Genomic DNA, 14,728 nt, shown 5'->3' on the forward strand with positions numbered 1-14,728 from the left:
GCAAGTGAACATGCAGAAGACCCCAGCACCGCCCGCCGAAATGGCGCGCAGCGCCGCACAGGCCGCTGCTTACCTCAAGACCCTGGCGCACGAGGGCCGATTAATGATCCTCTGCCACCTCGGCTCGGGTGAAAAATCCGTGGGCGAACTGGAACAGCTTCTGGAAATCCGTCAGGCCGCCGTGAGCCAGATGCTCGCCCGCCTGCGCGAAGAAGGCCTTGTCCAGACCCGCCGCGACGGCAAGACCATCTACTACAGCCTTGCCGACGACAACACCGCCGAAGTGATCGGCATGCTCTACCGCCTGTTCTGCGGACCGGCCGAGGAGTAACCCCTTGGCTCAGGGCACCCTGCCCAGGCAATTTCACGACTGGTTTGCCAGCCGAGGCTGGCGGGCGCACCCGCACCAGCTCGACATGCTGGCGCGGGCCGATGATCCCTGCACCCTGCTGATCGCCCCCACCGGTGGCGGCAAGACGATGGCGGGCTTTCTGCCCTCGCTTGTCGATCTGGCCGACAGCCCGCACCAGGGTCTGCACACCCTCTATATCTCGCCGCTCAAGGCACTGGCCGCCGACATCAAGCGCAACCTGCGCACCCCGGTCGAGGAGATGGGTCTCGACATCCGCATCGACGACCGCACGGGCGACACATCGAATACTCGGAAAAAGGCGCAACGCGCCGATCCGCCGCATATTCTGCTGACCACGCCGGAAAGCCTCGCACTGCTCACCTCTTACGAGGATGCCGCCCGCACCTTCAAAGGGCTCAAGCGGGTCATCGTCGACGAAATTCATGCCCTTGCCGAAAGCAAGCGCGGCGACCAGCTGATGCTCGCGCTGGCTCGTCTGCAAAGCCTCTGTCCCGATCTGCGACGGGTGGGCCTTTCGGCCACCGTCGATGACCCCGAGGCCATCGCCCGCCTGCTCGCGCGCAATCCCGATCCCTGCAACATCCTGATGGCTGATCCCGGCCCCGATCCCGACATTGCCATGCTTCAGACCGAAGAGCATCCGCCGTGGTCGGGTGGCGGCGCGGCCTATGCCATTCCGGCCGTGATGGAACAGATCAAACGGCACAAGACCACGCTGATCTTTCACAACACTCGCGCCCAGGCCGAGATCTTCTTTCACAACCTGTGGCTTGCCAACGAAGACGCGCTGCCGATCGGCATCCACCACGGCTCTCTTGATCGTCAACAACGCGAAAAGGTCGAGGCCGCGATGGTAAGGGGAGACCTGCGGGCCATTGTCTGCACCGGCTCTCTCGACCTTGGGATCGACTGGGGGGATGTCGACCTCGTGATACAGGTGGGTGCGCCGAAGAACGTCAAGCGTCTTGTCCAGCGGATCGGCCGCGCCAACCACCGATACAACGCTCCCTCCAAGGCGCTGCTTGTGCCTGCCAACCGCTTTGAGGTGATCGAATGCGTTGCCGCGTTACAGGCCGTGCGCGACCACGATCTTGATGGTGATCCCCGCGGCCCCGGCCCGCGCGATGTTCTGTGTCAGCACATCTTGCTGGCCGCCGCCTCCGGCCCTTTCGACGCCGACGACCTGTTCGATGAAATGACATCGGCAGGCGCCTATGCCGACCTGCCAAGATCCCAATTCGATGCCTGCCTCGATTTCTGCGCCACCGGGGGCTATGCGCTCAAAGCCTATGACCGGTGGCAACGCCTACTTCAGCGCCCCGATGGTCTCTGGCAGTTGCGCGATCCCCGCGCCGCGGCCCAGATCCGCATGAACGCTGGCACCATTCAGGACAGCGACACTCTCAAGGTCCGTCTCAAGAGGTCACGGGGTGGCCGCCCCTTGGGCGAAGTCGAAGAAGGTTTTGCCGCCTCGCTCACCCCCGGCGATACCTTTCTCATCGGTGGCCAGATCGTGCGCTACGAGGGGCTGCGCGAAATGACGGTCGAGGTCTCGCGCAATGCCGCGAAGAAACCTAAGATCGCCACCTTCTCCGGCACCAAGTTCGCCACCTCGACGCAGCTCTCGCACCGTATCCTCAAGCTCTTCCGACAGGACGACTGGCCGGACCTGCCGCAACACACGGCCGACTGGCTGCACCTGCAACGCGCCATGTCGCAACTGCCCAGCCATGACAGGCTCCTTGTCGAGAGCTTTCCGCGTGACGGGCGCGAAAACCTCTGTGTCTACGGGTTTGCCGGTCGCAACGCACAGCAGACCCTTGGCCTCTTGCTTACCAAGCGCATGGAAGACCTTGGCCTCGCGCCGATGGGGTTTGTCTCGACCGACTATGCCACCCTGATCTGGGGGCTGGATGCCGTCACCGACCCGACGCCACTGTTTGACCCGCATGTCCTTCGCGAAGGTGTCGATGGCTGGCTTGCCGGCAATGCCCTGATGAAACGCAGCTTCCGTTCGGCCGCCACCATCGCAGGCCTGATCGAACGCAACAGCCCGCAAGGGCGCAAGTCCGGGCGGCAGGCCACATTCTCCTCTGACATCCTCTATGACACGCTGCTGAAATACGATCCGGATCATCTGCTGATGCAGATCACCCGCGACGAAGCCATGCGCGGCCTTGTCGATTTCTCGCGGATCGAGGAAATGCTGGCCCGCATTGACGGGCGCATTGATCTGGTGCGCACGGATCACGTGACGCCCCTCTCTGCCCCGCTCTTCCTTGAGGTTGGCAAGGTCCGCGTTGACGGCGAGGCCGAGGAACGGCTGTTGGCCGAAGAAAGTGAACGGCTTCTTAACGATGCCGGATTGTCCGCCTGACGCACCCCCGTGATACAGTCGCAATACCGACGTAATACCGACGTTGATTTTCGCGGGTCTGGCCCCTTGCCCGATCCCCAGATTTGCGCCACCAATATCCCATGCAGACTGTTCCCTTCACCCTTGCCGGCACACGGCTGGATGCCCTCGGCTCCGGCGCGCTCTGGTGGGAGGAACGGCGCATTCTCTGCGTCTCGGATCTTCACCTGGGTAAGTCCGAAAGGGTGGCTCGCCGCAAGGGCACGACCCTGCCCCCCTATGACACCCGCGACACGCTTTTGCGGCTCGAGAACGACCTGCGCCAGACCAACGCCTCAACCGTTGTCTGCCTCGGTGACAGCTTTGATGACCTCGAAGCCGCCGACGCCCTGTCCGACGCCGAAAGGCTGTGGATTTCCCGTCTTCAGGCAGGGCGCCAGTGGATATGGATCGAAGGCAATCACGATCCCGGCCCCGTGGAATTCGGAGGCAGTCACCTCGCCGAATTCCCCCTACCGCCGCTGACGTTCCGACACATCGCAAAACCCGGAAAAAGTGGCGAAATTTCAGGGCATTACCACCCCAAGGTGCGCATCCAGACCCGCCTGCGCAGCATTTCTCGCCCGGCCTTCCTGTTTGATTCCGATCGTGTGATCCTGCCCGCCTATGGCACCTATACCGGCGGTCTTCGCTCAACCGACGAGGCGCTTGACGGTCTGATGCGCAACGAAGCACGCGCCATCGTCACCGGACAGGTGCCGCGCCTCGTGCCAATGCCCCGTCAGATCAAGCCCGCGTCTTCCAGTTCAGGACGGTAGTTGCGGCTCACCGGCACCTTGCGGCCATCGGGCAACCGCAGGTACACCCGCGCCTGATCCCGCTCCACGCCCTGCACCGCATGATGCGCCACCCAATGCGACCGGTGCACCCGATAGCCCGGCACCCCGTCCATCTCGTCCAGCGCATCGCGAAACCGCATCCTGAGCGAGGTCTGACCGGCTTCGGTGAACACATCCACCATGTGATCGCGCACCGACAAATACAGGATGTCTTCCCCCATCTCATCCGGCAACCGCCGCGCCAACCGCGGCTGCTCCCGCAGTGTCAGGGCTTCGTCACGCTCTTCGGCGATCGAGGTTTCCCGGGCAAGGAACGTGAGCAGCAAATACCGCAAAGCGCCGATAACGGCGGTCACAACAAAGACATAGCCAAAGAGTTCCCAGAACCCGATCATCGATTGCGAGCCCCAAGGCTTAGTCACTGAAATCGCCCACACATCCACAGTGATGAAGAATGACGCGATGAGCGAGCCGACAGCCGCATGAGGTGCATCATCCTTGTTGAAACCAATCGCGCGTGCCAGGGCAAATCCGAGATAGCCGAACAGTACCGAAGAGGTGGAGATCAGGCTCCAATAGAAAATCCGCGTCGGCAAATCCATTGCCGAAAATGTCCCGAAAGGCCCGGCCACTGCCGCGACCGTGGTCCCCAAGAATACCAAGGCCAGAACACGCGGGGTCCCGAGTGTGTCAAAGGTATTCAGAAATACTGCAAGTCTATTTTCGTTTTCTTTCGTCATGCCCAAAATTCGTGACGTTGCGACCAGCTTGACCTGTTCGCGGTTTCCACCCGATCTTGAAAATGCGCTTATCCCACAAAACAAATAAGGGGAATTTCCGTGGCCTTGTCACCCGAAATCGTCAAGAAAATCAATCAGAGTTTTGCGGATCAGTCTTTGATGGGCTCGATCGGGGCGTCTATCGCATCACTCGATTACGGTGTGGCGACCCTGACAAGCCCGATACGGGACGGTTTCAAACAACAGCAGGGCTTTGGCCATGCCGCGCTGACGTTCGCCCTGGGGGATACGGCGGCGGGCTACGCGGCACTGTCTGTGATGCCCGAGAATTGTGAAGTCCTGACCACCGAAATGAAGATCAACCTCCTTGCCCCGTCAATGGGTGTGCAACTTCGCGCTGAGGGTCGGGTCATCAAGCCGGGGCGCCGTTTGGTCATTGTGCAGGCCGATGTCTACGCTGATCAGGAAGACGGCAGCGCCCGCCACATCGCCCTTCTGACCGGCAGCATGATTCCGGTCGAGGTTTGAACGAAAAAGGGCGGCCCGACTAGACCGCCCTTATAAACCTTGAAACTAACGGCGCTTACGCGGTCAGACCTTCCGGCTCGGCCAGACCGTTTGCACGGCAGCAGGCGGTTACGGTGTTGGCCAGCAGGCAGGCAATGGTCATCGGCCCCACGCCACCCGGAACCGGGGTGATCGCACCGGCACGCTCAGCGGCCGAAGCAAAGTCCACGTCGCCAACCAGCTTGTTCTTGCCATCGCGTTCGATGCGGTTGATGCCCACGTCGATCACGGTTGCGCCTTCCTTGATCCAGTCGCCAGGCACCATCTCGGGGCGGCCTACTGCGGCGACGACGATGTCGGCCCGGCGCACAACGTCCGGCAGGTCCTTGGTGCGCGAGTGCGCGATTGTCACGGTGCAGCTATCGCCCAGCAGCAGCTGCGCCATCGGCTTGCCAACAATGTTCGAACGGCCAATCACAACGGCGTCCATACCCGAAAGCGAACCGTGGTAGTCGCGCAGCATCATCAGGCAACCCAGCGGAGTGCAGGGCACCATCGACTTCTGACCGGTGCCCAGAAGGCCAACGTTGGAGATGTGGAAACCGTCAACGTCTTTTTCCGGCGCGATCGAGTTGATGATCAGGTCTTCGTTCAGGTGGCCGGGCAACGGCAGCTGAACCAGGATACCGTGAACAGACGGATCGTTGTTGAGCTTCTCGACGACAGCCAGCAGATCCTCTTCCGACGTGTCCGCATCCATCTTGTGCTCGAACGAGTTCATACCCGCTTCGACGGTTTGCTTGCCTTTCGAACGAACGTAGACTTCGCTGGCCGGGTCTTCACCCACCAGAACCACCGCCAGACCGGGGGTGATGCCGTGCTCTTCCTTGAGACGTGCTACATGGCCCGCGACCTTCTCGCGAACCGTTGCCGCAAAGGCTTTACCGTCGATGATGTTAGCTGCCATAGCTCTTGCTTCCTTTTCCACTGACAAGGGCAAGCAGCCCCTGCATCACTCGGCGACGATCACTTGCGCTTCTCGCGCAATCGACCAGTCAATCAATTCCCGCCAGAGAGTCTCGATCAGCTTGGGGTCCAGCCCCTGGCCCTCGGCCTCCTGGCAAACCTTGCTGACCACCTCTTCCACCCGATCGGGGATGCGCGCCGGCCAGCCATTCTCTTGCTTGAGCTCGATCGCGCGGTCGATATAGGTCGCACGTGTCGCCAGAAGTGCAACAAGACGCCGGTCAAGGGCGTCTATCTCGGCACGAAGCGCCGTCATATCCTGACAATCACGTGGCGGGGTCAATTCGGTCATCTTTGTCTCCTGCGGCCCGAAGGCTCTCCGGGCCGCAGAAAGCGCATTTTGCGTCTTAGAACAAGCCTTCGATCTGGCCTTCTTCGTTCAGACGGATCGATTCTGCTGCAGGTTTGCGCGGCAGACCCGGCATGGTCATGATTTCACCGCAAACAACAACGATGAAACCGGCACCAGCCGACAGACGGACTTCACGAACCGGAACCGAGTGGCCAACCGGCGCGCCGCGCAGGTTCGGGTCGGTCGAGAACGAATACTGGGTTTTCGCCATGCAGACCGGCAGGTTGCCGTAGCCGGCTTCTTCCCACTCGCGCAGCTGGTTGCGGATTTTCATGTCAGCGAGAACTTCGTCGGCACGGTAAATGCGCTTGGCGATGGTTTCGATCTTCTCGAACAGCGGCATTTCGTCGGGGTAGATCGGTGCAAAGTTGGCGGTGTCGGCGTCAGCGATTTCCGCAACGCGCTTGGCCAGTTCTTCCGAACCTTCCGAACCCAGTTCCCAGTGACGCGACAGGATGGCTTCCGAACCATGTGCTTCCACATAGTCTTTCACGGCCTGAACTTCCTCGTCGGTGTCGGTGACGAAGTGGTTGATCGCGACAACAACCGGAACACCGAAGGATTTGACGTTCTCGATGTGGCGGCCAAGGTTTGCGCAACCTTCCTGAACCGCTGCAACGTTTTCCGCACCGAGATCGGCTTTGGCAACGCCACCGTTCATCTTCATCGCACGGACAGTGGCCACAACAACCACGACCGACGGTGCGATGCCTGCCTTGCGGCACTTGATGTTCATGAACTTCTCGGCACCAAGGTCGGCACCAAAGCCCGCTTCGGTCACAACGTAGTCGGCAACTTTCAGAGCAGTCTGGGTTGCGATGACCGAGTTACAGCCGTGCGCGATGTTCGCGAACGGACCGCCGTGTACGAAGGCCGGGTTGTTTTCCAGGGTTTGCACCAGGTTCGGCTGCATCGCGTCTTTGAGAAGAACGGTCATTGCGCCTTCTGCCTTGATGTCGCGGCAGTAAACCGGGGTCTTGTCGCGGCGGTAGGCCACGATGATGTCGCCCAGACGCTTCTCGAGGTCGGCCAGGTCGGTGGCCAGGCAGAGGATCGCCATGACTTCCGAAGCCACGGTGATGTCAAAGCCGGTTTCGCGCGGGAAGCCGTTCGAAACACCGCCCAGCGAGGCGGTGATCTGACGCAGGGCGCGGTCGTTCATGTCAACCACACGACGCCATGCAACGCGACGCACGTCGATCTCGCACTCGTTGCCCCAGTAGATGTGGTTGTCGATCATCGCCGACAGCAGCGAGTGCGCAGAGGTGATGGCGTGGAAGTCGCCGGTGAAGTGCAAGTTCATCTCTTCCATCGGAACAACCTGCGCGTAACCGCCACCTGCAGCGCCACCCTTCATACCGAAGTTCGGGCCGAGCGAGGCTTCACGGATACAGATCATCGCGTTCTTGCCGATGCGGTTCAGGCCGTCACCCAGGCCAACGGTGGTGGTGGTTTTACCTTCACCTGCCGGGGTCGGGTTGATCGCGGTCACGAGGATCAGCTTGCCGTCCTCTTTGCCCTGAACCGAGTTGATGAACTCCTGGCTCACCTTGGCCTTGTCGTGGCCATAGGGCAGCAGATCAGCGGATTCGATGCCGATTTTGGCTCCGATTTCCTGGATCGGTTTCTTGTTCGCCTCACGGGCGATTTCGATGTCGGTTTTGTAGCTCATGGCAATCCCTGTCCCAGCAGCTGTCGAAATTTCAGTCTGCCATTGCATACCGCCTCGCCTTCCCGACTCAGGTTGCAATTCCGACATTTCCAATACTCCTTGCGTCGAAGGAGCTCTGTCACGTCGCTTTTTGGAAACTTTGGAACAAGTGAGAAACGGATCGCAACAGACACGATAGAAGCGTACGAGGTATGGTTTTTCTCTATTGAGAGTCAGCTATGAACCGATAGAACCGGGGCAAGGATTTTGAATCTCATTTCGGAAAATCGCCATGACCACATATACATTTAGCGGAACAAAACTCACGTTCATTGATCGGGATCGGAACGGCACATTTGATGATGTATCGTTTTCGCAAACAGAATTCAGCATCACGACCCCAAGGGACGATGCGACCATTTCCTACAGTTTGGTATTAAACGCGCTCGCAAATATCTCCGGTGATTTTTACCACATGTACATGGGCAACTCGTCTAAAATTGATTCGAACTCTATCACCGAGTTGAGCGAATACACGTGGGGCGGGTTCCGCAAGACAGTTGTCCTGAGCGTAATTGACGACAATGACGCGGGCTTTTTCTCGCTCGAAGGCGCCGATCTCCCGAGATTCACGAGTGTCGCGGGATACCAAAACTGGATAAACAGTGCGACAGCTCAGCTTCTTACGGGTGATCTTGCCCCGGGGAAAACCATCAATCTCGCCGATTTCGACGGCGTTTCGATCTCCCAACACGATTACATCCGCGGCGCAACAGGACATACAACCCTGAACGGCGGGATCGGCAATGATACCATCGTCGGAAACTCCACAAGTGACCGCCTTATGGGGGGTAAGGGTGCTGATGAGTTGAATGGCGGATTTGGCAACGACACAATAAAAGGAGACAAGGGGTATGATCTTCTCGAGGGCTCGTTTGGAAACGACAAGCTTCTGGGCGGTAAAGGCAGAGATACGCTGGATGGCGGACGCGGAAACGACACCCTGAACGGCAATCTGGGCGCTGATACTTTCTCCTTCCGAGAGAGCGACGGAGTGGATACGATCTTTGGCTTTCAGGATGACATCGATACCATCCGGCTTACCAGCGGTCTCACCGGCGGCGTTACGAATGCCCAAGACATTCTCGACACCTTCGGTCAGGACATGGGTAAATACGTCAGGCTCAATTTCGGCAGTGACGAGATCACCATCCGCGGAATCGATGATCTGTCTCTTCTGGTCGACGATCTCGTGGTTGTCTGATGTCACACAGACAATTTGAAACAAGCAGGAGCCGCCCAAAGGCGGCTCTTTCTCTTTGGCTCAACCTTCAGAATTAACCTGCTTCGGCCCAGGCCCTCTGATCCGGGATATGCAGGCGAAGGATGTCACCCACCTTGACGGCACCTTCGCGTTCAACCCATGCCGTCACACCGCGCTTGCCTTCTGATGCGGTTTTGAAGGCCTTGCCTTTGCCCGGTTCTTCCTTTTCGATCACTCGCCCCGGCAGAACGCAGGGGCGGTTTACCATATCCACCACCAGCGTCGCCCCGCTATCTGCCTGAAGGCGCGAAGACGGCGGAACATGCGTGAAATCCGGAATCCCCTTCAGGATCATCGTGGCGCCAACCCAGGCCGGATCAAATTCCTCGATGCCCATGGCATCGGAAATCTCTTCCAGCTCTTCGGCCGACAGGATCGAAAGCTGGCGCACGTTGGCAATCTCGGTTCCGCGCGGATGCTGCGCCTTGACCCGGCTACAGGAGGGGCGTGTCAAACCCGCATGGCAGTCGCCTTCGACACCCTCGTAGCTCAGGACCATGCTGTCCATTGGCTCGGCACGCAGATCCTCGACACTATCGGCCACGCGGCCCAGCCAAAGCACTTCGGCAAAATAGTCGGTCGGTTTCAAAGCTGGCATCGTATCCCGTCTCCTTGGGCGCTCTATCGGCGCAAGGTGAAAAACAGCCGCCGGAACGGGAACAAAACCGATCCATCCGCCCGCAGCGGGTATGCTTCGGCCATAGCGGCTTCATAGGCTGCGATCAACCGCGCTTTGTCCTCATGCGCCAATGGGTCCAGATAAGGTTTGCCAAAGGTGCTTTGCGTGAACATCCGAACCGGGTGCCCCATGACGCTTGCGGCCAGGTGCTGCGTGTATTCCACCATCCACACATTGATGTCGCCCAACGGAGAAAGGAGGTCAAAGTACCTCTCTGGGGCAAGTACGTTCAACCTGCTCTCTGTACGTTCCGCGCCAAAAACCGATCGCTCGGCTTGTGACCATCCCCGATGTGACGGTGCGCCATGCTGAAACGGCATCTGTACCGCCAACGTGCCACCCTCTGCCAACATGCCGGCCAATCCCGGCATAAGTTCCATGTGGTTGCAGACCCACTGCAACGCCGCATTGGAAAAGATCAAAGCGGGATCTCTGGCCAGCCAGTTTTCGATGTCGGCCAATTGCAGTTGATCAAATGCCTTGCCCTCTGCTTTGGCCAGCATGGCAGGAGAACTGTCTACACCGACAAGATCATGCGCGTGGAACCTGTGCTTCAAAGCCGAAGCCATGACACCGCTGCCGCATCCAAGGTCAACCACGGAACCCGCGGGCAATGCTCCGACACGCGCCAGCAAATCCAACGCCGGTTGCAGCCGCACATCCGCGAACTGCCCATAGTCTTCCGGGTTCCAATCCGTCATTCTCCCACCTCAAGCTTTGCATACCATTGCATACCAAACTTCGAGGCAAGAAAAAAGGCCGGGTCAGTCCCCGGCCTTCTGTCTCTTATACGCTGGGTTCCGGCTCCATATCGCCATCGCCGCTGGGTTTGCTACGCGGCTTGGTCTTTGGGATCGCGGTCACGCTTGGGGCGTTACCCTCGTCAGCGTCATCACCTTCGTCCCCACCCGCCTGCGGCGGCTCACCGTTCATGACCCGTTTGATCTCGTCACCGGTCAGGGTCTCGTACTCCAGAAGGCCCTGCGCAAGACGTTCCCACGCATCGTTCTTGTCCTTGAGGATTTGCAGAGCGCGGTCGTATCCCTGCTGGATGAAGCGCTTTACTTCTTCCTCGATCATTTCCTTGGTGCTGGCAGAGACCGAGAATCCAGCCGTGTTGCCCGAATAGCCTTCGTGCGCCTCGGCATAGTCGATGTTGCCAACCTTGTCGGACATGCCCCAGCGCATCACCATGGCACGTGCCAGTTGCGAGGCCTGCATGATATCGCCGGCAGGGCCGTTGGAAACGTGATCTTCACCGTACTTGATAACTTCGGCAGCCTTACCCGCCATGGTCATCGCCAGCTTTTGCTCACACTCATCACGGTGATAGTTCAGGCGGTCCATTTCGGGAAGGGACACAACCATCCCCAGCGCGCCACCGCGCGGAATGATCGTCGCCTTGTAGACCGGATCACACAGAGGCAGTTCGAGACCGACAACAGCGTGACCTGCTTCGTGATAGGCGGTCTTTTCCTTCTGGTCCTGCGTCAGAACCATCGACCGGCGCTCCGCGCCCATCATCACCTTGTCCTTGGCGTTCTCAAAGTCTTCCATGGTGACAAAGCGACGGCCCACACGTGCTGCCATCAGCGCAGCCTCGTTCACGAGGTTGGCAAGATCAGCACCGGAAAAGCCCGGCGTACCGCGCGCGATAATGCGCAGGTCTACATCGGGGCCAAGCGGGGTCTTGCGGGCGTGTACGCCCAGGATCTTCTCACGGCCTTTGATGTCCGGGTTGCCCACGGTGACGTTACGGTCAAAACGGCCGGGACGCAGAAGTGCCGGGTCCAGAACGTCTTTCCGGTTGGTCGCGGCGAGGATGATCACACCTTCGTTGGCCTCGAAACCATCCATCTCAACCAGAAGCTGGTTGAGGGTCTGTTCGCGTTCGTCGTTACCACCGCCATAGCCTGCGCCACGATGGCGGCCCACGGCGTCGATCTCGTCGATAAACACGATACAGGGTGCGTTCTTCTTGGCCTGTTCAAACATGTCGCGCACACGGGATGCACCCACACCGACGAACATCTCGACAAAGTCCGAACCCGAAATTGTGAAGAAGGGTACGCCCGCCTCACCCGCGATCGCACGAGCCAGCAGCGTCTTACCAGTACCCGGAGGGCCAACAAGCAGCGCCCCCTTGGGGATTTTGCCGCCCAGGCGCGAGAACTTTTGCGGATTACGCAGGAATTCGACGATCTCTTCCAGCTCTTCCTTGGCTTCATCAATGCCCGCCACGTCATCAAAGGTCACGCGGCCATGTTTCTCGGTAAGCATCTTGGCCTTGGATTTGCCAAAGCCCATCGCGCCACCTTTGCCGCCGCCTTGCATCCGGTTCATGAAGTAGATCCAGACACCGATCAAAAGCAGGAAGGGCAGGAGGGAAATGATGAACGACTGGAAGCCCGATTGCTGCTGGCTTTCTGCTTTCACGGGAATGCCCTTTTCAATCAGCATGCCGGTCAGTTCCGCGTCTTCTGGCTTGATGGTGACGAAATCACCACCGTCAGATGTCTTGTAGCGCACGGTCTCGCCATCAAGTGTGACGCTGTTGACGCTGCCGCCATCCACGGCTGCCACGAATTCCGAATACCCGATTTCACGGCTTTGCAGGCTGCTGTTGCCGCCGCTGAACAGGTTGAAGAGGGCAAGGATCAGCAGAAACAGAACCACCCAGAATGCAATATTGCGTGCGTTGCCCAAGGCAAAAACTCCCAATCGTCGACTGCCGCGTGTCCTAGCACAGCGGTGTTCCTTGATAAATAGAGATCAAGTCAGCATGTTCAATGCGATATTCCGGTCAGGGCGCCTTCCCGAGCGGGAAATCCGCCCGTTCCGCCAATATATTGGCCGTCCACCCTACTCCAAAGCCTAATATTGGCGAGGCAACGAGTGTCTCCCCCATCCAAACGGATGGGGTGGACAGAAGGCTGGTTCGAGGCATGTTGGCCGCCCGCCAATCATCTATCTGGCGCAATCCTTCCTCGCCCAAGGCGCGGATTTCCATTCCGTCTTGCCACGGTCCGTCCAGTTGCCAGCGACCATCCCAAACCTCCCCAGCCGCGACACTTTTCGCGACGGCCGCATATTCGCGTGTGACCCGAAGGTGTCCTTTGGCGACGGTCATAAGGCATCCTGACAGTGTCGTGCCCTCGCCTGCTTCGATTTTTGCCATAACCTGACCAAGGCTTGCCCTGCGCGGCGCATAATCCGCGCCAGAGACCCAGCGAACAGCCGCAACCAGCAGCCTCCGGCGCAACTCGATAGGCGCGGATTGGAGCGACGAAACCTCCACCACGAGATCACCGCGATCCTGCGTTACGGCCTGCGCCGCGAGCACATTGACCTGCCACTCCAAAGCCTCTCGGGCATCGCTAAGATTTCGGCTCACATCGGCAAGCGCATCGGTGTCGATCCCCAAAGGCGCCAGAACAGCCAAGGCCTGCCGCGCCTTGACGCGGTCAAAGGCCGCGTTCTCGTTGGAAGGGTCATCGAGCCATTCAATACCCCGCGACCGCAAGTCCTCACGCAGGGCCTCGCGCGACACCCCCAGCAGAGGCCGTGCAAACACTTGCCCGTCCCTTTCGAACCGCGAGGCCATCGCAGAAAGCCCGTCGACCCCGGCCCGCCGCGACAAGCGGATCAATAGGTTTTCCGCCAGATCGTCTTGTGTGTGCCCAAGAAGCACGGCATCCAGCTCCAGTTCCCGCGCCCAGTCTGCCAACAGCCGGTAGCGTGCGGCGCGTGCTTCGGCCTGAAGATTGCCGCTTTGATTCCAATCACGCCAATCAAGAACACGATGCGCGACACCTCGGCCGGCGCAAATCTCTCCAACACGCGCGGCTTCTGCCGCCGCCTCATCGCGCAGACCGTGATCCACTGTCGCCGCAAAAACGGTCCGCCCGTGTGTATTGCCCCAGTCATGTACCAGATGCAAAAGGCCAAGCGAGTCGCTGCCGCCTGACACGGCAACACCAAGACGTTTGCCCCCGAAGTCACGAAGAAACGCCGTCAGAGCTTCGGACGGCGTCTGATCCCCCCGGCTCAATTGCACGCCAGATTGCGCATCTCGCTCTGGGCCAGAACAACCATGTCCGACCCGGGGTGGCGGGCATGTACCTCACCAAGCGTTACACAGGCTTCTGAGACCTTGCCCAAGGCGCCAAGGGACTTGCCAAGGTGATAGAGCGCCTGATCGGCAACAGGGCTGTTGGGATAGCGCGAATAGCTGTCCAGAAAGGCTCGAGCCGCCGGAGTGGTTTCCCCAAGCTGCTCCAACGCCTGCCCACGCCGCAGATGCGCCTCGGCTTCCAGCGGGCTACCGGGATAGGCATCGGTAAAGGCCGCGAACTGATCCGCCGCGCTGCGGGCATCACCGCCATCCAGCGCTGCCTTGGCACGATTGAAATCGGAAGTCTCGCCGATCGCAAGTTCCGATCCACCATCAACCGGATCGCTGGTTTCGGGTGTGCCAAACGAGGGCACCTCGGGATCGCCACCAAGCGTGGTGGTCTCTCCAAGATCACTTACATCGCCACCTTCCAACTCGACCAAGCGGAACTCGAGATCGCCAATGCGGTTGGTGCCATCTTCGACAACCCGTTGCACCCGCTGCTCAAGCCGCTCCATCCGGCCCGTCAGTCGCGAAAGCTCCGTCTCGATGGCATTCACGCGGTTCAGGGTGGTGCCGCTGGTGTCCACACCGCTGGGTGCGCCCGTTGTCGACATTTCGCGTTTCAGGTTCTGGATCTCGACATAAAGCACCGTCAGTTGCTGACGAATATCCGCCAGCGTTTCGGCATCCTGCGCCGCAGCAAATCGCGGCATCACCGCCAACCCAACAAGCAAAACCGCAATCAAGCGCATCTCGTTTCTCCG

Annotated in this window: 14 protein-coding genes; 5 read left to right on the forward strand and 9 right to left on the reverse strand. The window is 59.6% G+C overall.

The features are described 5' to 3' along the window. Window positions 1-10: 10 nt before the first annotated feature. The 3 genes from NNA36_RS12285 to pdeM all read left to right on the forward strand — a co-directional run bounded on the left by NNA36_RS12285 (window position 11) and on the right by pdeM (window position 3,547). Window positions 11-331 carry a helix-turn-helix transcriptional regulator gene (locus NNA36_RS12285; RefSeq protein WP_255107392.1) on the forward strand — a complete coding sequence of 107 codons (321 nt, stop codon included), beginning with the start codon at window positions 11-13 and terminating at the stop codon, window positions 329-331. Between the two features lie 4 nt (window positions 332-335). Further along, complete coding sequence (locus tag NNA36_RS12290; protein WP_255107394.1) at window positions 336-2,750, forward strand: ligase-associated DNA damage response DEXH box helicase; 2,415 nt, start codon at window positions 336-338, stop codon at window positions 2,748-2,750. 101 nt (window positions 2,751-2,851) lie between these two features. Next, window positions 2,852-3,547, forward strand: coding sequence for a ligase-associated DNA damage response endonuclease PdeM (gene pdeM, locus NNA36_RS12295; RefSeq protein ID WP_255107396.1), 696 nt, complete (start codon window positions 2,852-2,854; stop codon window positions 3,545-3,547). Here pdeM and NNA36_RS12300 read toward each other — a convergent pair. Then, window positions 3,511-4,170, reverse strand: a complete 660-nt coding sequence (locus tag NNA36_RS12300) for a LytTR family DNA-binding domain-containing protein (RefSeq protein ID WP_255107398.1) — start codon at window positions 4,168-4,170, stop codon at window positions 3,511-3,513. The genes pdeM and NNA36_RS12300 overlap by 37 nt on opposite strands. Before the next feature lie 243 nt (window positions 4,171-4,413). Here NNA36_RS12300 and NNA36_RS12305 point away from each other — a divergent pair, with 243 nt between their 5' ends. After that, complete coding sequence (locus NNA36_RS12305; RefSeq protein WP_255107860.1) at window positions 4,414-4,836, forward strand: PaaI family thioesterase; 423 nt, start codon at window positions 4,414-4,416, stop codon at window positions 4,834-4,836. Window positions 4,837-4,891: 55 nt separating this feature from the next. Here NNA36_RS12305 and folD read toward each other — a convergent pair whose 3' ends face one another. The 3 genes from folD to NNA36_RS12320 are packed head-to-tail and all read right to left on the reverse strand — an operon-like array spanning window position 4,892 to window position 7,865. Beyond that, entirely contained in the window at window positions 4,892-5,782 is an 891-nt protein-coding gene (folD, locus tag NNA36_RS12310; protein ID WP_255107400.1) for a bifunctional methylenetetrahydrofolate dehydrogenase/methenyltetrahydrofolate cyclohydrolase FolD, read from the reverse strand. A 45-nt stretch (window positions 5,783-5,827) separates the two neighbouring features. Then, window positions 5,828-6,133, reverse strand: coding sequence for a chorismate mutase (locus NNA36_RS12315; protein ID WP_255107402.1), 306 nt, complete (start codon window positions 6,131-6,133; stop codon window positions 5,828-5,830). A gap of 55 nt (window positions 6,134-6,188) precedes the next feature. Next, entirely contained in the window at window positions 6,189-7,865 is a 1,677-nt protein-coding gene (locus NNA36_RS12320) for a formate--tetrahydrofolate ligase (protein ID WP_255107404.1), read from the reverse strand. A 271-nt stretch (window positions 7,866-8,136) separates the two neighbouring features. Here NNA36_RS12320 and NNA36_RS12325 point away from each other — a divergent pair, with 271 nt between their 5' ends. Continuing rightward, the gene (locus NNA36_RS12325) at window positions 8,137-9,108 is read left to right on the forward strand and encodes a calcium-binding protein (protein WP_255107405.1); all 972 of its coding nucleotides are present in this window, start codon (window positions 8,137-8,139) and stop codon (window positions 9,106-9,108) included. Between the two features lie 73 nt (window positions 9,109-9,181). Here NNA36_RS12325 and NNA36_RS12330 read toward each other — a convergent pair whose 3' ends face one another. The 5 genes from NNA36_RS12330 to NNA36_RS12350 all read right to left on the reverse strand — a co-directional run bounded on the left by NNA36_RS12330 (window position 9,182) and on the right by NNA36_RS12350 (window position 14,716). Continuing rightward, entirely contained in the window at window positions 9,182-9,766 is a 585-nt protein-coding gene (locus NNA36_RS12330) for an MOSC domain-containing protein (protein WP_255107407.1), read from the reverse strand. A gap of 23 nt (window positions 9,767-9,789) precedes the next feature. After that, window positions 9,790-10,548 (reverse strand): methyltransferase domain-containing protein, encoded by a 759-nt coding sequence (locus tag NNA36_RS12335; RefSeq protein WP_255107409.1) that lies wholly within the window; start codon window positions 10,546-10,548, stop codon window positions 9,790-9,792. Between the two features lie 85 nt (window positions 10,549-10,633). Then, complete coding sequence (gene ftsH / locus NNA36_RS12340) at window positions 10,634-12,553, reverse strand: ATP-dependent zinc metalloprotease FtsH (protein WP_255107411.1); 1,920 nt, start codon at window positions 12,551-12,553, stop codon at window positions 10,634-10,636. 97 nt (window positions 12,554-12,650) lie between these two features. Next, window positions 12,651-13,904 (reverse strand): tRNA lysidine(34) synthetase TilS, encoded by a 1,254-nt coding sequence (tilS, locus tag NNA36_RS12345; RefSeq protein ID WP_255107413.1) that lies wholly within the window; start codon window positions 13,902-13,904, stop codon window positions 12,651-12,653. Continuing rightward, a complete protein-coding gene (locus NNA36_RS12350) occupies window positions 13,895-14,716 on the reverse strand; it encodes a tetratricopeptide repeat protein (protein WP_255107415.1) in 822 nt (273 codons plus the stop codon). Before NNA36_RS12350 ends, tilS begins: the two co-directional genes overlap by 10 nt. Between the last annotated feature and the right edge of the window lie 12 nt (window positions 14,717-14,728).

The sequence above is a fragment of the Shimia sp. CNT1-13L.2 genome, assembly GCF_024331145.1.
Lineage (GTDB): Bacteria > Pseudomonadota > Alphaproteobacteria > Rhodobacterales > Rhodobacteraceae > Shimia.